Genomic DNA, 19,109 nt, shown 5'->3' on the forward strand with positions numbered 1-19,109 from the left:
GGCATGTCTGTCAAAAATGCCTCTTCGCGCGGAACGCGCCGAAAGTCGAATCGTTCCCGGCCGTCGGGCCGCAGCCGGTCCGGTGCTGGCATGCCGGAAACCTTGGCTATGACGTCTTCGCATCGGCGCGCGGCGGCGACCTCGCAGGAGCGTACGGGTAGTGCGTTCCGGGCCGTCGGCAAGGGCTTGGGCGTTGCCTTTAGTGCCACGGCCCGCGGCATGGGAAATATGGCGCGGGGTGTAAGCCATGGCGTGGCCGGGCTCAAGCCCAGCGAAGACGTATATGACACCGAGGAGTACGAGACGACGAGGGAGCCGGAAGAAATTTCTGCACGCGGGGAGAAAAAGAAGAAGAGCAAGGTTACTCGGGCGCGCGATGTAGCCGCGGAAGAAGAGCTTTCTACGATGGAAGCAAGCGAGGAAGAATCACGCGGTATTCAGGTGAAAAATCCTGATGCGGTGGCACTCGTTCTCATCGGCATTGCCATCGTGCTCGCTGCTACCGTCTGGTTTGGCGTTGCTGGCCAGGTTGGCGCCTGGGTGGGCAATATCGTCCGCTATGTCATTGGTGCAGGCGCCTGGGTGCTGCCGGTGGCACTGGTGGCCTTGGCCATTTCCTTGATGATGGATATCTCCGGCCCAGCGGGGCACTTTAAGCCGCGCATTGTGGGCGGTATCAGCATCATCGTCCTTGCCATGCTCAGCTTGATCCACATCTTTGCTGGCACCCCTGAGCTTGGCTTTACCCCGGACAGCGCCGGTGGTGCTGGCGGTGTAATCGGCTACGCCATCGGCGGCCTTCTGGAGACGGCCTTTACCTCTTTCGTCGCAGTGCCGTTGCTTTTCCTCGTCATTATTTACGGCGCCTTGTTAGTCACCGGCATTACTATCCGCGAGGCCTATGAGTTGGTGGCTGATGCCATAGCTGCGGCCTTCTCCCGCTTTGGTGGTACGGATGAAGACTATTACGACGAAGAGGGCGATGACCTCTACGGCCACGTGACTGGCGATATTGATGACATCGCGGAAGGCCGTGAGCGCAGCGAGCGCCCAGCACGACCTGTGGCCAAGCGTCGTTCCTCTGAGCGTGGTGGAAGCCTGCGCGCTTTCCGACGCCCCTCTGAAGACCCCGCCCCGCGTGGTTCTTCTTATCCGGTGGATTCCCCTGCTGCAGCAGAGGAGGAACAGGCCACCCGCGCCTTTAGTGCACCAACGCGTGGCGGGTTCCAGTCCGTGTCTAACGCGGCTGAAAAGCCGGTCTCTCGTGACATTGGCGATACCGATGAGATCCCGGTAGTGGACGACGCCGCTGCGTCGTCGACGGCACAACCGGACTCCGGGGATCCGGAACCAACTCGAGTGCTGGGCACTACTCGTCAACGTTCCACTTCTCCTTCTGCTCGATCGGCTACGGCAGCGGGTGCTGATGCTGGCACCGCCGCCGGTAACGCAATTGGCTCGGCCGCTGGTGCGGCTGCGGGCGCCGCGGGTGCTGCGGGAGCAGCAAGTGGCGCAGCAAAGACTGCTGCTGCGGGTGCTGCCGGTGCCGCTGGCGCTGCAGCAGCCGGTGCAGCTGCAGGCGCTGCTGGATCCGCGGTGGAAGGAGGCGCTGATGCAGTATCGTCCGCGCACGAGAAGGCCCGCCAACTCTTCCGCGAGCGCTCCGGACGCGACGCTACGACCGGTGCACAGGTGGACTCCACCGAGCCTGCGACCGAGGCCGCAGGGGAAACGGGTACTTCTGCTGCTCCTGCGCCGTCCGCGCAGTTTGGCAATGAGAACTACGCGGTTCCCACCACAGACCTGCTGACCCCGGGCACTCCGGCCAAGGAGCGCACGGAGATTAATGACCGCATCATCGAGGCCATCACCGATGTCTTCGAAGAGTTCAAGGTCGATGCCCAGGTAACCGGCTTTAGCCGTGGCCCAACAGTGACCCGTTATGAAATCGAGCTAGGACCAGGCGTCAAGGTATCGAAGATTACGAACCTGCAGTCCAATCTGGCCTACGCCGTGGCCACGGATAATCTACGCTTGCTCACTCCCATCCCCGGCAAGTCGGCCGTCGGCATTGAGGTTCCGAACCCAGACCGCGAGATGGTGCACCTGCGCGAGGTGCTTGATGCGCCAAGCATGACCAGCTCACCGGATCCCATGCTCATCGGTTTGGGCAAGGACATCGAAGGCGAATACACCTCGTTCTCGGTGCAAAAGATGCCGCACTTGCTGGTCGCCGGCGCTACCGGTTCCGGTAAGTCCGCTTTCGTTAACTCCATGTTGGTCTCGCTGCTTACCCGAGCCACCCCTGAGCAGGTTCGCCTCATCTTGGTGGACCCGAAGATGGTGGAACTTACCCCGTACGAGGGCATTCCGCACTTGATCACGCCCATCATTACCCAGCCGAAAAAGGCCGCAGCAGCCCTGCAGTGGCTGGTGGAGGAGATGGAGCAGCGATACATGGATATGAAGGCTGCTCGCGTGCGCAAGATTGAGGACTATAACCGCAAGGTGATCTCCGGCGAATACCAGGCACCGGCAGGATCCGAGCGCGAGGTACGCCCGTACCCGTACATCGTCTGTGTCGTTGACGAGCTGGCGGACCTGATGATGACCGCGCCAAAGGAGATTGAGGACTCCATCGTCCGCATCACCCAGAAGGCGCGTGCCGCCGGAATTCACCTGGTGCTGGCAACCCAGCGCCCGTCCGTTGACGTGGTGACCGGTCTGATTAAGACCAACGTGCCTTCACGCTTGGCCTTTGCGACGTCCTCACTGACGGACTCCCGCGTTATCTTGGATCAGGGCGGCGCGGAAAAGCTCATTGGTATGGGCGATGGCCTCTTCATTCCGCAGGGCAAGCGTCCTGTGCGTATGCAGGGCGCATTCGTCTCGGATGATGAAGTCATGGCGGTTGTCGATGCCGCCAAGTCGCAGGCAGCGCCGAACTATACCGAGGGCGTGACTGAAGAGAAGCAATCCGAGGCCAAGCAGGAAATCGATGAGGAAATTGGCAAGGACATGGACGACCTCCTCGAGGCCGTCGAGCTGGTGGTCACCGCCCAGTTGGGCTCGACCTCGATGTTGCAGCGTAAGCTGCGCATCGGTTTTGCCAAGGCCGGCCGCCTCATGGACCTGATGGAATCTCGTGGCGTCGTCGGACCGTCCGAGGGCTCCAAGGCCCGCGAGGTCCTAGTGAAGCCGGAAGAGCTCGATACCATCATCTGGATGATTAAGGGCGCCGATCCTGCCGAAGCCCCGAAGGAGATTCAGGAGGAGATGCAGCAGCAGGAGCAGGAGGAAGCTGCCGCTACTTCCGATGCCGACTCTTCTCCAAGCTCCGATTCTTCCCCGCAGGGCGATGACGGCGATACCCGTACCGTTCAGGCGACGTATAACCCTTCGGCAGGTGCCTTCTAAGATCGTGTAAGGTTGGACGGGTCTTGGAGGGGAGTACCCCATCCTTCGGCATCGATCGTCAGCACGGAAGCGTTACGCTCCCGGTCGTGCCGGCCCGGCTGCAGTTATCTAGCCGGGCGGGGGAGACCTCCGGTCACTTTGTTGTATCTTCGACCGGAGGGATGTACCAATGCATGTGCCATTGTGGATCTGGGCGATTTCCATCGTCGTCATTCTTGGATTCTTTGTTTTTGATTTCTACTCCCACGTGCGCACCCCGCACGAGCCGACGCTGAAGGAATCCGGGTTTTGGACCCTATTCTATGTCGGTATCGCTTTACTTTTTGGTGCCGGAGTGTGGGCCATATGGGACCACGAGCACGGCATCCAATACCTCACGGGTTACGTGACAGAGAAAGCGCTATCCGTAGATAACCTCTTTGTTTTCGCGCTTATCATGGGTGCCTTCAAGATCCCGCGTAAGTACCAGCAGAAGGTATTGCTTATCGGTATCGTTATTGCCTTGGCATGCCGCCTGGTGTTTATCCTTTTGGGTGCTGCGGTCATCGCGGCATGGTCCGATATCTTCTACCTGTTCGCGATTTTCCTCATCTACACAGCGATCAAGCTCATCGTCGACGAGATTCGGGACGCCCCCGAAACCGATCCCAATGACATGGGCATCATCAAGCTGATCCGCAAGGTAGTCCACGTCACCCCGCGCTACCACGGGGATAAGCTCACGCACCGCGTGGAAGATTCTTCGGGCAAGCGGAAATTCGCGTTCACCCCGCTATTTATCGCGTTGGTGTCCATTGGCCTTATCGACGTGATGTTTGCCTTCGACTCCATTCCGGCCATTTACGGCATTACCTCGGAAGCGTTCTTGGTCTTTACCACCAATGCCTTCTCCCTCATGGGATTGCGCCAGATGTACTTCCTGCTGGATGGCCTGCTGGATCGCTTGGTGTACCTGCCCTATGGTTTGGGCATCATCTTGGGCTTCATCGGTGTAAAGCTCATGTTCCATGCGCTGCATGAGAATAACTTGCCGTTTGTAAACGGCGGCGAGAATGTGGAGTCCATCCCAGAATTTTCCACTATCACCTCTCTTATTGTGATCGTGGGCGTCCTAGTCATTACGGTTATCGCCTCGATTATTAAAAGTAAACGCGATGAGAACCAAGGCGGAGTGCCGGTATCGCACAATCACTTCGACTGGGACGAGGAAGGCAATAAGATCGTCCGGAACAAGAGGGGCGAATTCTTGGGCAAGGCCAAAGACCTGCCCAAGGAAGAGCTACCACACTAGAAGCGGGCGTTGACGGGACTCCATTCGCGGAAGCTGCGGCCAGTGATGCAGCCGGCTTGGTAGAAGGGGTCTTGGTCCATGAGGGCGATGGCGTCGGCGACCACGGCGTCGTCGGCAAGCCCCACGATGATGAGTGCGCCGCCCTTGGAATCCGTCAAGGGGCCTGTGGCAATGATGGTGCCCTCCTCAAAAAGTTGCGCGGTAAACTCGCGGTGCGCGGGGCGAGCCTTAGCAATCTCAGGATTATTGGGGTTGTAGTCGTAGCTAACAGCAAAATACTTCATGCTTCGCATTTTAAAATGCAGGGGCATCCAAGCGCAGGTGCTTGGTGCTAACAGGTAGTATGTATAACGTGAATCAACCCGGAACACAGTCAGCGCAATCCTCGGATGTGAATCCACAGGTATCCAATTGGAACCTGCCAAATATTCTCACCAGCCTGCGCATTCTTTTCATTCCGGTTTTCGCATGGCTGGTGATTGCCGGCCATGACTGGTGGGCTTTTGGCCTATTTGCGGCCCTAATGCTGACAGATAAGCTCGACGGGGACATCGCACGTGCCCGTGGCCTTATCACCAATTTTGGCAAAATCGCTGATCCCATCGCGGATAAAGCGCTTATGACTACCGCATTGGTGTGCCTCAACATCATTGGGGTACTGCCAGTGTGGATTACCGTGGTCATTCTCATCCGTGAGTTCGGTATCACCATCTGGCGTATGGTTTTGTTGCGCCGCGGCAAGGTCGTTCCTGCTTCGAAGGGCGGCAAGCTGAAGACTGTATTGCAATCCTTGGCAGTAGGGCTGTATCTGTGGCCCTTGCCGGAGTGGATGAACGTTCCTACTTTCCTGGTGATGCTCTTGGCTGCAGTGGTGACCGTGGTTACCGGCGTTCAGTACCTCATCGACGGCAAGAAGCAGAATAGCTAGGTAGTTCATGAGCTCCATGGCGGCCCGCCTCGTATCTGAACTCACCGAGCGCGGCGAAACTTTGTCCTTTTGTGAGTCACTTACTGCTGGGTTGGCCAGCGCCACGGTGGCTTCCGTCCCTGGAGCTTCGGCTGTGTTGCGCGGAGGGCTTGTAACATATGCCACCGAGGTGAAATCCCACTTTTTGCACCAACCGGTAGCCGATATCGAAGCAGCCGGTGTGGTTTCTGGGGAGACCGCCCTTGCAATGGCGCGCGCGGCGGTGGCAGAAACCGCCGCGGACTGGGGGATAGGCCTTACCGGGGTGGCGGGACCAGACCTACAGGAAGGCAAGCCGGCGGGCACGGTTTATATCGGAATTTTTTCTCCTAGCGGAGTCAGTTTTTCGCAGCAGCTGTCCGGGTTGGGGAAAGAGCGAAACGAAATCAGAGAGGCCACGGTCGCAGCCGCCTTGCGGCTCCTGGGCTCAACTGTGGAAGAAAATCCGGCACTGCGGGAACAATAACGAGACAAGGAGCGTTGACCATAGTGATGAACACTTCTACTGCAGTCCTCGAACACCCGGTAAACGGCACTGTTGCACCAGCGGCGCCCGCCACTGCTCGTACCCCTGAGCCCCTTTTGCGTGAGGCTCTTGGGTTGACGCTGCGCGCCTTCCGCGCGGACAAAGGGGTAACCCTGCGCGAATTGGCCGGGGTAGCCCGCGTATCGCCGGGTTACCTTTCGGAACTTGAACGCGGCCGCAAGGAGGTCTCCTCTGAGCTTCTTGCGTCCGTGTGCCACGCGCTGGATTGCTCAGTCTCGGACGTATTGATTGAAGCGGCCGGTTACATGGCCCTGCCCTCCATGGATGAGGAGCTTGCCCATACGGCACCTGCCGCATCAGAGCTTTAGCCCACAGCGGTCTATGTCAACAGCCGGCCTATTCTCTTGCGAGAAAGGTCGGCTGTGGTGGTTAAGGGGCGTCGGCAAGCGCCCGCGACCGCGGGGAGTACAAGCGGTGGAAACAGCGCTTCGCTAGTATAAACAGCAGAACATTACGCACATTTTTAACCTAGAAAGGTTGAAGCACACCATGGCGAACCCATTTGTTAAGGGCTGGAAGTACCTAATGGCTCTCTTCGATAATAAGATCGAGGAAAACGCCGATCCAAAGGTGCAAATCGAGCAGGCTATTGAAGATGCTCAGCGCCAGCACCAGGAGCTGTCTCAGCAGGCGGCCGCCGTGATTGGTAACCAGCGTCAGCTGGAAATGCAGCTTAACCGCCGTTTGGCAGAGGTAGAAAAGCTGCAGGGCAATGCCCGCCAGGCTTTGGAATTGGCTGATCAGGCCCGTGCCAAGGGCGATGAAAATAAGGCCGTGGAGTATGAGAACGCGGCCGAGGCCTTCGCCGCCCAGCTGGTTACGGCTGAGGAGTCCGTGGAGGATACCAAGAAGCTGCACGACCAGGCACTACAGCAGGCAGAAAAGGCCAAGAATGCGGTTCAGCGTAATAACGCCGCGCTGCGCGAAAAGGTCAATGAGCGTTCCAAGCTGCTTTCCCAGCTGGAGCAGGCAAAGATGCAGGAAAAGGTCTCTGAGTCTTTGAACTCCATGAACGAGCTGACTGCCAATGGCAATACGCCGTCTCTGGATGCTGTGCGCGATAAGATTGAGCGCCGTTACTCCAAGGCACTCGGCCAGGCTGAGCTTGCTGAGAACTCCGTGGAAAACCGCATGGCCGAGGTACAACAAGCTGGTATTCAGATGGCCGGTCATTCCCGCTTGGAGCAGATTCGCAGTGAAATGAACTCTTCTAAGTCCGTGGAAGGCAATAAGGCCCAGGCCATTGAGGGCAATAAAGCGTCCGGCTCTGCTGCCGACAACGCTGCTCAGCCCGGCAGTGCCAACAACGATGCTGTGCAGGCCCGTCTGCGTGAGCTGCGTGGGGAGTAATCCCCGACTGTCTTCTAAATAATTATCGCCTCCCTCGGCCATCATGTGGTGGTGCAAGGGAGGCGATAACTTTTGCTGCTAGTCGCCGACGCCGCGGGCCTGCAAAGCCTCACCCATGGCGCGCGCTCGCCGGATGGAGCGAATGATAACCGGGGTGCCAAATGCGAGCGGGGACATCCCGGCACCGCGCGCTTTGCGGGCATCTAGGACTTCATAGACGGTTTCAAACATCAACGGGATGAGACGAATAGTCAGTGACATAGCCAAGCTGATGTTTTCTACCGGTATTCCGAGTCGCTTTAGGGGCTGCAGCGACTCTTCCAGCGACTCCATGATCTCATCGACCGTGGAGGTCAGCGTGAGCAGGAAGGCAGCCATCATAGCGGCGAAGACATTGAGGAACATCACCGCCGCATAGTCGAAGTCCTTTGCCCACCATTGAAAGCCTGCCAAGGGGACTAGGAAAAAGAGGGGCGGCCAGATCTGACTCCAGGCAATGCCCAATGGAATCCGGGCGCAAGCATAGAGAAAGACGACAAAAATGACGCCGCCTGCTGCCCACGGAATGGACTTGAAAAAGATGCTGGTGACCAGGATAAAGACTAAGAGGAATGCGATCTTCCAGCTAGGTTTGATGCGATGAACAAAGCTGGTGCCATCAACATAGACGGAAAGTGGGAGATTCGAGCGTCGTTGCATAACAATTCTCCCTACAGCGGCCGCTGGGCCATGAGGTCTTGGTAAAAATCTATGACCTCAGCCGGCCTACCATCCGCGGCGATGCGGTGGTTATCGATGCAGATGACTCGATCAAAATCGCGCAGAAAGTCCAGATCGTGCGTCACCACAATTAGTTGCTGTTCCAATCGCGCGAATTCTCTTTTGATTCGATCGCGGTTGCGCAGATCCAGCAGGGTAGTGGGCTCATCAGCGATGATGAGAATCGGGTCGATGACCATGACCGCTGCCAGCGCGAGGAGCTGCTTTTGTCCGCCGGAGAGCGTATGCGGCGAGCGCTCAGCAAAGTCGGCGAGTCCGAAGCGCTCGAGAGCAGCATGCACGCGGGCGAGACGCTCATGTTTGGGCAGCTTAAAGCGGCGGAGCGAAAAGGCGACGTCATCGCGCACATTGGGCATGACAATCTGGTTTTCGGCATCCGAAAAGACGAACCCCACCTTTTCGCGTACCTTTTTGCCTTGCTTGGCGACGTCCATCTGGTCCACCGTCACCGTACCTTCACTAGGCTCGCCCAACCCATTAATGAGCCGGGTCAAGGTGGATTTCCCGCCACCATTCTGGCCGATAATGCCTATGCGCTGTTCGGTGAGGGTGAGGTTGATGTCCTCAAGCACCACGGTGTCATCAAAAGCCACCGAGACCGAGGAAAATTCGATCGTGGGCACTAGGCGGCCTTTCGTCCCATCAGATCGGGGAAGGCCGCGTGAACACCGAGAGCGATGATGACGGCAACGACAAGCTTTCCGGCATCGACAGGGATGAAGGGCAATTGGGCGGCGAAGGCTGGACCAATGTCCAAGCCAGAGCGGATCATGAGACCAAAGGCGCCGCAGATGTATTGGACCGCAAGGCCTGCAATGGCAGCAATGGCAAATATGACCGCCATGCCGCCCTTGTTCTTAGGGGAGCGGTAGGCAATTGCGCCTGCAACTGCTGGCGAGAGAACATAGCCGATGATGTAGCCTGCGGTCGGGCCTGCCAGCGCGCGCAGCGTGGTACCGCCACCTGCCAGAACTGGGAGGGCGAGCCCCAGGAACAAGAAGAGTAGTCCCACGTAACCGCCGCGCTTGCTGCCCAAAATTAGGCCGGCGAGGATCAGCGCTGCGTTTTGCAGCACAATGGGCACGCCGGCTGAACCGACGGGGATGGATACGAAGGCAAGGACAATGACGAGAGCGGTAAACACGGCAACATAGGCAATGGTGGTTGCCAGAGAGTTCTTTTTCATGCTCAAGAGGTTAGCACTGCATGAAAACTGCAGACAATTGAGGGTTTTGAACGGTGTTCACCCGGGGCTGATAATTGCGAGCCAGAGCTATTGCGGCGGGCTCCCAATCGAGGCTTCTTAGCCCGCTGGCGCCTGTGTTTAAGCGCTGAGTAGGATGGCGCGCATGCGATTGACCGAGTATTACCAGCTCATTAAGGACGAATTTGGCGAGTCTAAGGGAAAGTGGATTAGCCACTCCCATGTCTTGCCAGACCTCGGGGCAACGCCTGATGAGCTTATCGAACGCGGCGTCGATCCGCGTCGCGTCTGGCTGAGCCTGTGCGATGACTTTGATGTACCGAAGGAGCGCAGGTTGGGAGTCGATTACCCGACTTTATAGCGCCGTCGAATTTGACGGACTGGCGTGTTCACTTTCAAAATTCGAACAGATGTATGTAATATGGCGGAAGTGTCGATGCAGTCGTCTACAGTGGGATGGCGTTGACGGAGGGAACCGTTTGAGTTCCACGGCAGTCTAATAATGCGTTAGTACATCGTCGTTAAAGATAAGGATGAAAGTTAATGGCAACCAAAAAGAAGTCTTCTTCTGCCGCCTCTAAGGGAGATGACCGCCAAAAGGCCCTCGATGCCGCAATGGCCATGATTGAGAAGGATTACGGCAAAGGCGCTGTGATGCGCCTGGGTGATGACAACCGCCCACCGATTAAGGCCATTTCCTCCGGTAATACCGCAATCGATGTCGCTCTTGGTATTGGCGGTTTCCCGCGCGGGCGCATCGTAGAGATTTATGGCCCGGAGTCTTCTGGTAAGACCACTGTTGCGCTGCACGCTATTGCATCCGCGCAAAAGGATGGCGGCATTGCCGCGTTTATTGACGCCGAGCACGCGCTCGACCCGCAGTATGCTCGCCTGCTTGGCGTGGATACCGATAACCTCTTGGTTTCCCAGCCAGATACCGGTGAACAGGCCTTGGAGATTGCCGATATGCTGGTGCGCTCCGGCGCAATCGACATCATCGTTGTTGACTCCGTAGCTGCCCTTACCCCGAAGGCGGAAATTGAAGGTGAGATGGGGGATAGTCACGTCGGCCTTCAGGCCCGCCTGATGTCGCAGGCGCTGCGCAAGATGACCGGTGCCCTGTACAACTCCGGGACCACCGCTATCTTCATTAACCAGCTGCGCGAAAAGATTGGCGTGATGTTCGGCTCGCCAGAGACCACCACCGGTGGTAAGGCGCTCAAGTTCTACTCTTCCGTGCGCTGCGATATCCGCCGCATCCAGACCTTAAAAGATGGCCAGGATGCCATCGGTAACCGCACCAAGCTCAAGGTTGTAAAGAACAAGGTCTCGCCCCCATTTAAGATTGCCGAGTTCGACATCATGTATGGCGAGGGCATTTCTCGCGAGTCGTCCATCATTGATCTTGGTGTCGAAAACGGTTTCATCCGCAAGTCCGGCTCCTGGTTTACCTACGAAGGCGACCAGCTGGGCCAGGGTAAGGAGAAAGCGCGAAATTTCCTGAAGGATAACCCGGATTTGGCCAATGAAATCGAGCAGAAGATTTTCCAGAAGCTCGGTATCGGCGAGGCCGCGGCCGAAGGTGAAGAGGGTGCCGCGATGGACGTTCCTGGAGCCGATGATCCATTGACCGATGAGTCCGTTGATCTCGTTCCAAACGTCGATTTTGATGACGACTAAAATCGTCTAACCCGTCCCCACACAGCCCGCGCACCATTTGAATCTGCATCATGAATCAGCCCGCCCCCGAAAAACTCGCCCAACTTCGTCAGGCCCTCGAGGCCTATGAGAATGGAGCGGCAGGGGGCGGGCTTTTTGATCGAGAGGCAGAAGAGGCCAAGGCCAAAGTCCGCTCTCGGGCACTGGGTCTTTTGGATCAGCGCTCTAGGTCCCGGAAAGAGCTTTATGATCGTCTAGTAAAAGCCGAGTTTGAGCCAGATGTCGTTGAGAACGTACTAGATGATTTAGCCCACGCTGGCCTGGTGAATGACGCCGCTTTTGCACACGAGTGGGTGCGCCAACGGCATAAGCGGCGCGGCAAGTCCAGCTCGGTTCTCAACAGGGAATTGCGGGAAAAGGGCGTGAGTGAGGCTGACCGTGCTGAGGCTCTCGAGCAAATCGACCCTGCCGATGAACAAGCTATGGCACAGGCCCTTGCGGAAAAGAAGGCCCGCTCCATTAAGTTCGTACCGGAGGATCGCAAGGAGCGCGACAAGGCTCTACGCCGCATCGTGGGAGTGCTGGCACGCCGTGGCTTCAATGAAGGGATGTCGCTGCAGATTGCAATCGCGGCGCTTGACGCGCGGTGCGCGGAGCTGCGCGCAGAGGACTGATACGGCCAAGGCAGGGCAGCACCGGAATGGCCAAGTCCGGCAGTTATGAGATGCCTAGCTTCATGGCTAAACTATGCCGACGTGGAGCAGACAATCGCAGATAACCGTACTTATGAAGTCCGAACTTTCGGCTGCCAGATGAATGTGCACGATTCGGAGCGCATCTCTGGTCTCTTGGAGGAGGCCGGCTACGCGGCCGCCGGCGAAGGCGTGGAGCCAGATCTCATCGTCTTCAATACCTGCGCCGTGCGCGAAAATGCCGATAAGCGGCTCTACGGCACCTTGGGTGCCTTGAAGAAGACCAAGGAAAATCATCCCGGCATGCAAATTGCCGTGGGCGGTTGCCTGGCGCAGAAAGACAAGGACACCGTCCTAGATAATGCCCCGTGGGTTGATGCTGTCTTTGGCACTCACAATATGGCGGCCCTGCCGACGCTGCTGGAGCGCGCCCGCCACAACGATGAAGCCCAGGTGGAAATCGTTGATTCCCTCGAGGCCTTCCCGTCGGTCTTGCCAGCCAAGCGTGAGTCTGCCTATGCCGGCTGGGTTTCTGTTTCCGTAGGCTGCAATAACACCTGCACCTTCTGTATTGTTCCTTCGTTGCGCGGCAAGGAAGAGGATCGCCGGCCTGGCGATATCTTGGCCGAGGTTAAAGCCTTGGTGGACCAGGGCGTATCTGAGGTCACCCTGTTGGGGCAAAACGTCAATGCTTATGGCGTTAATTTTGCCGATCCCGACATGCCACGCGACCGTTTCGCTTTTTCGAAGCTGCTGCGCGAGGTGGGCAAGATCGAAGGCCTTGAACGCCTGCGCTTTACTTCCCCGCACCCAGCGGAGTTTACTTCCGACGTCATCGATGCCATGGCCGAGACCCCGGCCGTGTGCCCGCAGTTGCATATGCCGCTGCAGTCTGGCTCCGACAAGGTCCTTAAGGACATGCGTCGTTCCTACCGCACCAAGAAGTTCCTGCGGATTTTGGACGAGGTACGGGACAAGATTCCGCACGCCGCAATCACGACCGATATCATCGTGGGCTTCCCGGGCGAGACCGAGGAAGACTTCCAAGACACCATGGAATTGGTGCGCCGCGCTCGCTTTGCCTCGGCCTTTACCTTCCAGTATTCGCCGCGCCCGGGAACCCCGGCTGCGGAAATGGAGGATCAGATTCCCAAGGAGGTCGTCCAGGATCGTTTCGAACGTCTCGTTGCCCTGCAAGACAGCATTCAGGCAGAGGAAAACAAGAAGCTCATTGGTACGGATGTGGAGCTTTTGGTGCAGGCCGAAGGCGGCCGCAAGAACGATGAAACCCACCGCATGACCGGCCGCGCGCGCGATGGCCGCCTGGTGCACTTTACCCCGGTTGATTCGCACGGCACGGATATCTCGGCGGAGATTCGCCCGGGTGATGTGGTGCATACCCAGGTCACCGGTGCGGGCTCCTTCTTCTTGCTTGCCGACGCCGCCGTGACCTCCCACACCCGCACCAAGGCCGGCGACATGTCTGCTGCCGGCGAAACGCCTACCACCGCACCCATCGGCGTCGGTCTGGGTTTGCCGTCGATTGGCAAGCCCGCGGCGGCCGAATCCGGCGATTCTTGCGGTTGCTAGCAGGGGAGTAGGCTAGGGAGCCATGACTGAGGAACATTCGACCACCGCAGCCCACAATGCAGCTAACGCTGAGCGTAGAGCAGCACAAACAATGGACCTCGGCGGTCACAAGGTGACGCTGAGTATTGCAGTGGTGGTCTATATCCTCTACCTGATTTTGCCCTACGCCGGTCCAGCCCATGGTTGGGAGGCATTGACGTTCGGCACCACGTCGAGTGGCGTGAGGATTTCCATCATGGAAACCGTCTCCGCGTGGCTCGCGCTCATTGGGTTGGGCGTTCTTACTCCGGTGACGCTGTTTACCCGCCGCGCTACGCCGGGACTCATCGCGTGGATGTTGGTGACGGTGTCCTTCTTCGCTAACCTATGGGGCTTCTGGTTCCGTGGCTCTACTTCCGACGGGGCGTCGTTGGGAATGTGGGTAGGAATGCTGGCTACCTTCCTAGCATTTCTGGCCTATAGCATGGTGGCGCTGCGCCGCAGCCCAGAGCAGAAGGCTGCCGAAGCCCGCGTGCGCGCCACCGCCGGACAGCTCGATGAGGTGGGCGAATTCCAATCCAAAATTGACGCGGCACCGAGTCAGGAACCCCTTGTGGACAATCGCCGCAAGCAAGCCGCCGAACGCCACCGCGCCCAGCGCGGCGAGCAGTAGGCCTATCACCGCCACTAGTCCCGCAGCCGCAACTCCCACGCGGAAGAGCGGGAGAGTTCTCGGGCACCCAGGCTGCGGTAAATGGCATTCATGGCCGCGTCCTTGGCGGCAACGGAACAATAGCAGCGCCGTACCCGTGGCCAATAGCCTGCCACCTCATGCAGCGCTGTGAGCTTCGCTAGCTGCGCAAGTCCACGGCGGCGGTGCGGGCGATCGGTCACAGTCAGAGTCCACTCGCATACTTCAGGATTCGCGTCCTCGTGCCGGGCCATTTCGGTTAGTGCGAGAATGCTCCCGTCCTCGGCGGTGAGTGCGACAAGAAGTGTGTGCCCGCGACGAGAGCGCAGCCGGCTGTGCGCTTCGCGCAATCGAGCACGCGTCCACACGATGGGCTCCACCGTCAGATTCCCGGTCTCCGCGTCCTTGGACGCTAGGCTAAGCAGCCGCATGACCTCGTCGAGGTAGTCCTCAGGGATGTCGTAATCCGGCCAGACTCGGGCCGTGATTCCCGCTGGGAGCAGTGCTGCGACCGGGCTTTCGGGGATGTCCATCACCAGCTGGTGCTCCGCATGCCTTTGCGTAAATCCCAACTCGCGGTAGATGCTGCCCATAGCGTCGTAGTCTGGATCCGCGCCCGGCGGGTTCAATAATCCCACGTGCGCTACGGTGCGGCCGAGCTGCCGGGCCAGCTCCAGCGCCTTCGTACCCATCCACTCGGCAACCTTGCGCCCTTCCTCATCGAGCTGCTCGCCGGGCAGAGGCAGGTCGCACAGCACGCATTCAATTTCAGCGGCCTCGCGCTCCTCCAACAGCGGCAGGCTAATGTGGATGAACCCAAGGTAATCCAGCTCCGGGCTCGGCTCCACCGAGGGGATGAGCGGCAGGCCAAGATCAGAAACCTCACCAAGGGTGGAGTCGCCGTCCACTACGGCAAAGAGATAGGTCTGTGATTCGCTAGAACCCTGCAGACGCTGGACCACACGGCCCGGCGACGTCGATGCCGCGGCATCGCCGCTGGCTTCTTGGGCCGCCAAGTTGGCCCAAAAGACGAAGCTGCGAATACAGTCCGCAGGTTCGCTGGGCCGGGCGTGAGCGGTAGGCGAGTGCGCCGGCCGCGGTGGCCGCGCAATGTGGACGAGGTGCACTACTTGTCATTGACGGCGTTAGCGGCGGCGTCGGCAAAAGCCTGCCACTGTTCAGCCTGCGCACGCAGATCAGCGGCCTTTTTCGCATTGCCCTTGGCCTCAGCTGCCTCGGCTTGGGAGTTAAACTCATCGACCTTGGCCTGGAACTGTGCCACGCGTGCTTGCGCCTCTGGGTCGGTGCGGCGCCACTCGGACTTTTCTGCCTCGGTGACGCGCTGCTCCAGCGCCTCAATCTTGGACTCGTACTCGCGCACCTGCTTGCGGGGAACGAAGCCAATTTCTTCCCACTTTTCCTGCAGCTCGCGCAGCTTGGCCTTCGCACCCTCGATGCCCTTGGACGGGTCGATCTGCTCGTCGTATTCCGCGATCAAGGCGTCCTTGGCCTTGGCATTTTCTGCAAACTCGCGGTCGCGCTCGTCATTGACGGCATTGCGGGCATTGAAGAACTTGTCCTGGGCGGCGCGGAAGCGGGCCCAGAGCTTATCGTCCACGTCGCGCGGGGCGCGGCCGGCAGCCTTCCACTCAGTCATCAAATCGCGGTAGGCGCGGGCGGTGGGTCCCCACTCGGTGGAATCCTGGATAGCCTCGGCGCGCTCGACCAGTTCTTCCTTCTTCTTGCGGGCAACCGCACGGGCGCGGTCCAGCTCGGCAAAGTGGGAGCCGCGACGGCGGTTGAAGGAGTCGCGGGCGCGGGAGTAGCGCTTCCACAGGGCATCATCGGTCTTGCGATCAATGCCCTTAATCTGCTTCCACTCTTCTAAGATGGCGCGGATGCGGTCACCGGCGGCCTTCCATTCGGTGGAATTTTCTGCGATGTCTTCTGCTTCCGCCGCCAGCTTCTCCTTGGCAGCAATAGCTTCCTCGCGGCGGCGTTCCTTATCGGCCTGCGCCTGCTCACCGGCTTCTACCGAGTGCTCAATGACGGCAACAAGGCGGCGGTCAAGTGCTGCGATATCACCGATGACCGCAGCGGTAGGCAGGGTGTCGCGCAATTGCGCTGCGGTCTTCTTGATGCCAGCGGCCTCGCTGGGGTTGGCGCGCAGGCGAGCCTCGAGCAATTCAATTTCGGTGGAGAGATCGTCGTAGCGCGCACCGTAGTGCTGTAGGCCCTCCTCTGGGGTACCGGCCTGCCATTCGCCAATCTTGCGTTCGCCCTCCGGAGCGGAGACGAAGACGGAACCATCCGCGTCGACGCGGCCCCATTTAGCCGGGTCATTCTTGCTTGGTGCCTGCACGGGAACAGGCTTTGCGGTGGGACGAGGGCCCTTCTTGGGCATGGAACCTGGGGTAGGGATGGGAGACATGACAAGCCCTCCTATGCATAGATCGCCGCGCGTCACGGCTGCCGAATAAAATCACTGGATACATTACCGCGAATATCCCGCGCGTGCCCAGATTCTATTTAATTACCTCCACTTGGGTAGATAGTATGGAGGAATAATGTTCAATCTCATGGTAATGCCTGCGTCACCGGCGCTGGCCGTGGAGCTTTCCGCCAATGACGCTGCTTCCCGCGCCCTGCTTGCCGCTGCCCGTACGCTCGCAGTGGAGGCTGCAGCCGCTGGAATAGTGGAAGTAGATATCGTCGGCAGCCAGGATAAGCGCTGGTATACCGCCCATTCCGGAAGCTTACGGGCCTGGGGTGCGGCCACTGACCTGGGCGGCGGCAACTTCCTTCCGGAGATCATGGCTCGGTACGTGCTGCACAGCGTGCCGCAGCTTCACGCCCGCGCTAGCCGGGAGCACATTGGCCAGCCGGATCCGGCGGCGCTCACCATCGTCGTGGCAGATGGCAGCGCGGGCCTGACCGAGCGCGCCCCCTTGGCGCTCGTTCCCGGTGCCCAGGAAGCGCACGAGTGGTGCGAGGAGGTGCTCATGGGGGCGTCGGCAAGCAAGGCAGGCGAATGGCTGTCCCAGCGCGGTGTGGTAGAGCCCGCGCTGTGGGAGGAGTTAGCAGGACTACAACCAAAGAAGGCGCAATTGCTGGCCACCGACGCCACCCTGGGGGTTGGCCGCTACGTTGCAGGGTGGGAGGTCTAATGCGCCCGATTGCAGTGTTTGGACCCACCGCCTCCGGCAAATCTGCGCTGGGGTTGGCGCTGGCGCAGGAGCTGGGCGGCGAGGTGGTCAACGTCGATTCCATGCAGCTCTACCGCGGTATGGACATTGGCACCGCCAAGCTCACCCCGGCCGAGCGCGAGGGAATCCCGCACCACCAGCTCGATGTGTGGGACGTGACCGAGACCGCTTCTGTGGCGCGCTACCAGCGCGATGCCATCGCGGACGTGGAAGGCATCATGGCCCGCGGCAAGACGCCAATCCTAGTCGGCGGTTCCATGCTTTATGCCCAAGCGCTTGTCGACGACTGGCAGTTCCCACCCACCGACCCCGCCGTCCGCGCCAAGTATGAGGCCCGGCGCGTAGAAATCGGTACCGATGCCCTGCATGAGGAGCTGGCGCAGGTGGATCCGGCCGCGGCCGCCATCATTGAAGATAAGGACCCACGGCGCACCGTGCGTGCCTTGGAGGTCATCGAACTGACCGGTAAACCTTATAAGGCTAGTCAACCGCCGAAGGACGCCCCGCCGCGGTGGGGCACCCGTTTGCTCGGCCTGCGCACCACCGCAGACTGGCTTAATCCGCGCATCGAGCTGCGCACGCGCCTGATGTTTGAGCGCGGGCTCATCGAGGAAGTCGAGTGCCTCCAAGCCCAAGGCTTGGTTGCCGATTCCACGGCCGGGCGCGCCATTGGCTATGCGCAGGTATTCCAAGCCCAGCGTGGCGAACTTACGTGGGATGAGGCCGTCGAGCGCACTATTACCGGGACACGGCGCTACGTGCGCCGCCAACGCTCGTGGTTCAACCGCGATAAGCGCATCATGTGGTTGGATGCCGCGGGCGATACGACCGCCCAGGCGCTGCGCGCGCTAGGGTAGGGAGCATGAAATTTGCCAAGGGTCATGGAACTGAGAACGACTTCGTCATCGTCGAAGACCACGCGGCCACCACGCCGCTTGCCCCCGAGCGCGTAGCGGCGCTGTGTAATCGCCGCGCCGGTATCGGCGGCGACGGATTGCTGCGCGTCGTGCGCGCCGAGGCCTTGCTCGCGGCTGGGGAAATCGAGTCGCTGGCCGAGGGCATCGCGCCCACTGACTGGTTCATGGATTATCGCAACGCTGACGGTTCCGTGGCCGAAATGTGCGGAAACGGCACCCGCGTTTTCGCCCACTGGCTGCGCTCGCGCGGCCTCGTGGAAGAAGACGAGTTCACCATCGGCACCCGCGCCGGCGCCAAGCGCGTGACGGTGCACTCGTGCGATGCGCATGCGGCTGAGGTCACCGTGGAGATGGGACCGGCCGAAGTAACGGGTGTATCCACCGCGTCTATGGCCGGGGAGAGCTACGCCGGTCTAGGCGTTGACATGGGCAATCCGCACCTCGCGGCCGTAGTGCCGGGGCTGGACGCCGAGGGCCTTGCAGCCAAGACATTCGAGCAGCCCGTCATCGATGAGTCTTTCTTCCCCGCCGGCGTGAATGTTGAGGTCGTGACCCCGCTGCGTGATGGCCACGTGCACATGCGCGTCTTTGAGCGCGGGGTAGGAGAGACCCGCTCCTGTGGCACGGGCACCGTGGCGGCCGCGACCGCCGCGCTTGCCGACGCCGCCGTTGACCACACCACCACCCCTCACGGTACCGTGCACGTACACGTCCCCGGCGGGGAAGTAACAGTGGACATCTACGAGGGCGGCTCACGCTTGACCGGCCCGTCCGCGATCGTCGCCACCGGCGAGACCTCCCTTTAGACCGCGTCGGGCC

The 19,109-nt window shown here is 59.7% G+C and carries 20 protein-coding genes; 14 read left to right on the plus strand and 6 right to left on the minus strand.

What is annotated here, in order from left to right; translation table 11 throughout:
• Positions 1-3 precede the first annotated feature (3 nt).
• Both QP324_RS01455 and QP324_RS01460 read left to right on the plus strand, forming a co-directional pair.
• Entirely contained in the window at positions 4-3,417 is a 3,414-nt protein-coding gene (locus tag QP324_RS01455; protein ID WP_284814098.1) for a DNA translocase FtsK, read from the plus strand.
• Between the two features lie 169 nt (positions 3,418-3,586).
• Positions 3,587-4,708 carry a TerC family protein gene (locus QP324_RS01460; RefSeq protein WP_284814100.1) on the plus strand — a complete coding sequence of 374 codons (1,122 nt, stop codon included), beginning with the start codon at positions 3,587-3,589 and terminating at the stop codon, positions 4,706-4,708.
• Here QP324_RS01460 and QP324_RS01465 read toward each other — a convergent pair.
• The gene (locus QP324_RS01465; protein ID WP_284814102.1) at positions 4,705-4,992 is read right to left on the minus strand and encodes a YciI family protein; all 288 of its coding nucleotides are present in this window, start codon (positions 4,990-4,992) and stop codon (positions 4,705-4,707) included. The genes QP324_RS01460 and QP324_RS01465 overlap by 4 nt on opposite strands.
• Positions 4,993-5,051: 59 nt before the next feature.
• Here QP324_RS01465 and pgsA point away from each other — a divergent pair, with 59 nt between their 5' ends.
• From pgsA to QP324_RS01485, 4 genes are all read left to right on the plus strand, one after another.
• Positions 5,052-5,636, plus strand: coding sequence for a CDP-diacylglycerol--glycerol-3-phosphate 3-phosphatidyltransferase (gene pgsA / locus QP324_RS01470; protein WP_239277515.1), 585 nt, complete (start codon positions 5,052-5,054; stop codon positions 5,634-5,636).
• 7 nt (positions 5,637-5,643) lie between these two features.
• Positions 5,644-6,141 (plus strand): CinA family protein, encoded by a 498-nt coding sequence (locus QP324_RS01475; RefSeq protein WP_239277517.1) that lies wholly within the window; start codon positions 5,644-5,646, stop codon positions 6,139-6,141.
• A 26-nt stretch (positions 6,142-6,167) separates the two neighbouring features.
• A complete protein-coding gene (locus QP324_RS01480) occupies positions 6,168-6,530 on the plus strand; it encodes a helix-turn-helix domain-containing protein (protein WP_284814103.1) in 363 nt (120 codons plus the stop codon).
• A 181-nt stretch (positions 6,531-6,711) separates the two neighbouring features.
• A complete protein-coding gene (locus tag QP324_RS01485) occupies positions 6,712-7,572 on the plus strand; it encodes a PspA/IM30 family protein (RefSeq protein WP_005325125.1) in 861 nt (286 codons plus the stop codon).
• A 78-nt stretch (positions 7,573-7,650) separates the two neighbouring features.
• On the opposite strand, the gene QP324_RS01490 is transcribed toward QP324_RS01485, so the two are convergent.
• From QP324_RS01490 to QP324_RS01500, 3 genes are read right to left on the minus strand one after another with little or no spacing between them, the layout of a single operon-like run.
• Complete coding sequence (locus QP324_RS01490; RefSeq protein ID WP_284814105.1) at positions 7,651-8,271, minus strand: energy-coupling factor transporter transmembrane protein EcfT; 621 nt, start codon at positions 8,269-8,271, stop codon at positions 7,651-7,653.
• Between the two features lie 11 nt (positions 8,272-8,282).
• A complete protein-coding gene (locus QP324_RS01495; RefSeq protein WP_284814107.1) occupies positions 8,283-8,975 on the minus strand; it encodes an energy-coupling factor ABC transporter ATP-binding protein in 693 nt (230 codons plus the stop codon).
• On the minus strand, positions 8,975-9,538 hold the full coding sequence (locus QP324_RS01500) for a biotin transporter BioY (RefSeq protein ID WP_284814108.1): 564 nt from the start codon (positions 9,536-9,538) through the stop codon (positions 8,975-8,977). Before QP324_RS01500 ends, QP324_RS01495 begins: the two co-directional genes overlap by 1 nt.
• A 163-nt stretch (positions 9,539-9,701) precedes the next feature.
• Here QP324_RS01500 and QP324_RS01505 point away from each other — a divergent pair, with 163 nt between their 5' ends.
• The 5 genes from QP324_RS01505 (at position 9,702) to QP324_RS01525 (ending at position 14,149) form a co-directional block, all read left to right on the plus strand.
• Entirely contained in the window at positions 9,702-9,917 is a 216-nt protein-coding gene (locus QP324_RS01505) for a DUF3046 domain-containing protein (RefSeq protein WP_239277525.1), read from the plus strand.
• A 182-nt stretch (positions 9,918-10,099) separates the two neighbouring features.
• The gene (gene recA, locus QP324_RS01510; protein ID WP_005328639.1) at positions 10,100-11,236 is read left to right on the plus strand and encodes a recombinase RecA; all 1,137 of its coding nucleotides are present in this window, start codon (positions 10,100-10,102) and stop codon (positions 11,234-11,236) included.
• Positions 11,237-11,286: 50 nt separating this feature from the next.
• Complete coding sequence (recX, locus tag QP324_RS01515; RefSeq protein WP_284814110.1) at positions 11,287-11,889, plus strand: recombination regulator RecX; 603 nt, start codon at positions 11,287-11,289, stop codon at positions 11,887-11,889.
• A 45-nt stretch (positions 11,890-11,934) separates the two neighbouring features.
• Positions 11,935-13,497 (plus strand): tRNA (N6-isopentenyl adenosine(37)-C2)-methylthiotransferase MiaB, encoded by a 1,563-nt coding sequence (gene miaB / locus QP324_RS01520; RefSeq protein WP_284814111.1) that lies wholly within the window; start codon positions 11,935-11,937, stop codon positions 13,495-13,497.
• A gap of 22 nt (positions 13,498-13,519) precedes the next feature.
• Positions 13,520-14,149, plus strand: coding sequence for a hypothetical protein (locus QP324_RS01525; RefSeq protein WP_284814114.1), 630 nt, complete (start codon positions 13,520-13,522; stop codon positions 14,147-14,149).
• A gap of 14 nt (positions 14,150-14,163) precedes the next feature.
• Here QP324_RS01525 and QP324_RS01530 read toward each other — a convergent pair whose 3' ends face one another.
• Both QP324_RS01530 and QP324_RS01535 read right to left on the minus strand, forming a co-directional pair.
• Entirely contained in the window at positions 14,164-15,294 is a 1,131-nt protein-coding gene (locus QP324_RS01530; RefSeq protein WP_284814115.1) for a GNAT family N-acetyltransferase, read from the minus strand.
• Positions 15,294-16,598, minus strand: coding sequence for a DUF349 domain-containing protein (locus QP324_RS01535; protein ID WP_198493204.1), 1,305 nt, complete (start codon positions 16,596-16,598; stop codon positions 15,294-15,296). Before QP324_RS01535 ends, QP324_RS01530 begins: the two co-directional genes overlap by 1 nt.
• 136 nt (positions 16,599-16,734) lie before the next feature.
• On the opposite strand from QP324_RS01535, the gene QP324_RS01540 reads away from it, so the two are divergent.
• The 3 genes from QP324_RS01540 to dapF are packed head-to-tail and all read left to right on the plus strand — an operon-like array spanning position 16,735 to position 19,096.
• Positions 16,735-17,334, plus strand: coding sequence for a hypothetical protein (locus QP324_RS01540; RefSeq protein WP_198493203.1), 600 nt, complete (start codon positions 16,735-16,737; stop codon positions 17,332-17,334).
• Positions 17,334-18,230 carry a tRNA (adenosine(37)-N6)-dimethylallyltransferase MiaA gene (miaA, locus tag QP324_RS01545; protein ID WP_198493202.1) on the plus strand — a complete coding sequence of 299 codons (897 nt, stop codon included), beginning with the start codon at positions 17,334-17,336 and terminating at the stop codon, positions 18,228-18,230. Before QP324_RS01540 ends, miaA begins: the two co-directional genes overlap by 1 nt.
• Positions 18,231-18,235: 5 nt before the next feature.
• Positions 18,236-19,096, plus strand: a complete 861-nt coding sequence (dapF, locus tag QP324_RS01550; RefSeq protein WP_284814118.1) for a diaminopimelate epimerase — start codon at positions 18,236-18,238, stop codon at positions 19,094-19,096.
• Positions 19,097-19,109 lie beyond the last annotated feature (13 nt).

This window comes from Corynebacterium sp. UMB0012 (genome assembly GCF_030216265.1).
GTDB lineage: Bacteria > Actinomycetota > Actinomycetes > Mycobacteriales > Mycobacteriaceae > Corynebacterium.

Excerpts from the sequence above, each read along its gene's own strand:
- QP324_RS01455 (WP_284814098.1), top strand. The coding sequence starts at position 4 with ATGTCTGTCAAAAATGCCTCTTCGCGCGGAACGCGCCGAAAGTCGAAT.
- QP324_RS01460 (WP_284814100.1), top strand. The coding sequence starts at position 3,587 with ATGCATGTGCCATTGTGGATCTGGGCGATTTCCATCGTCGTCATTCTT.
- QP324_RS01465 (WP_284814102.1), bottom strand. The coding sequence starts at position 4,992 with ATGAAGTATTTTGCTGTTAGCTACGACTACAACCCCAATAATCCTGAG.
- pgsA (WP_239277515.1), top strand. The coding sequence starts at position 5,052 with ATGTATAACGTGAATCAACCCGGAACACAGTCAGCGCAATCCTCGGAT.
- QP324_RS01475 (WP_239277517.1), top strand. The coding sequence starts at position 5,644 with ATGAGCTCCATGGCGGCCCGCCTCGTATCTGAACTCACCGAGCGCGGC.
- QP324_RS01480 (WP_284814103.1), top strand. The coding sequence starts at position 6,168 with ATGAACACTTCTACTGCAGTCCTCGAACACCCGGTAAACGGCACTGTT.
- QP324_RS01485 (WP_005325125.1), top strand. The coding sequence starts at position 6,712 with ATGGCGAACCCATTTGTTAAGGGCTGGAAGTACCTAATGGCTCTCTTC.
- QP324_RS01490 (WP_284814105.1), bottom strand. The coding sequence starts at position 8,271 with ATGCAACGACGCTCGAATCTCCCACTTTCCGTCTATGTTGATGGCACC.
- QP324_RS01500 (WP_284814108.1), bottom strand. The coding sequence starts at position 9,538 with ATGAAAAAGAACTCTCTGGCAACCACCATTGCCTATGTTGCCGTGTTT.
- QP324_RS01505 (WP_239277525.1), top strand. The coding sequence starts at position 9,702 with ATGCGATTGACCGAGTATTACCAGCTCATTAAGGACGAATTTGGCGAG.
- recA (WP_005328639.1), top strand. The coding sequence starts at position 10,100 with ATGGCAACCAAAAAGAAGTCTTCTTCTGCCGCCTCTAAGGGAGATGAC.
- recX (WP_284814110.1), top strand. The coding sequence starts at position 11,287 with ATGAATCAGCCCGCCCCCGAAAAACTCGCCCAACTTCGTCAGGCCCTC.
- miaB (WP_284814111.1), top strand. The coding sequence starts at position 11,935 with ATGAGATGCCTAGCTTCATGGCTAAACTATGCCGACGTGGAGCAGACA.
- QP324_RS01525 (WP_284814114.1), top strand. The coding sequence starts at position 13,520 with ATGACTGAGGAACATTCGACCACCGCAGCCCACAATGCAGCTAACGCT.
- QP324_RS01535 (WP_198493204.1), bottom strand. The coding sequence starts at position 16,598 with ATGTCTCCCATCCCTACCCCAGGTTCCATGCCCAAGAAGGGCCCTCGT.
- QP324_RS01540 (WP_198493203.1), top strand. The coding sequence starts at position 16,735 with ATGTTCAATCTCATGGTAATGCCTGCGTCACCGGCGCTGGCCGTGGAG.
- miaA (WP_198493202.1), top strand. The coding sequence starts at position 17,334 with ATGCGCCCGATTGCAGTGTTTGGACCCACCGCCTCCGGCAAATCTGCG.
- dapF (WP_284814118.1), top strand. The coding sequence starts at position 18,236 with ATGAAATTTGCCAAGGGTCATGGAACTGAGAACGACTTCGTCATCGTC.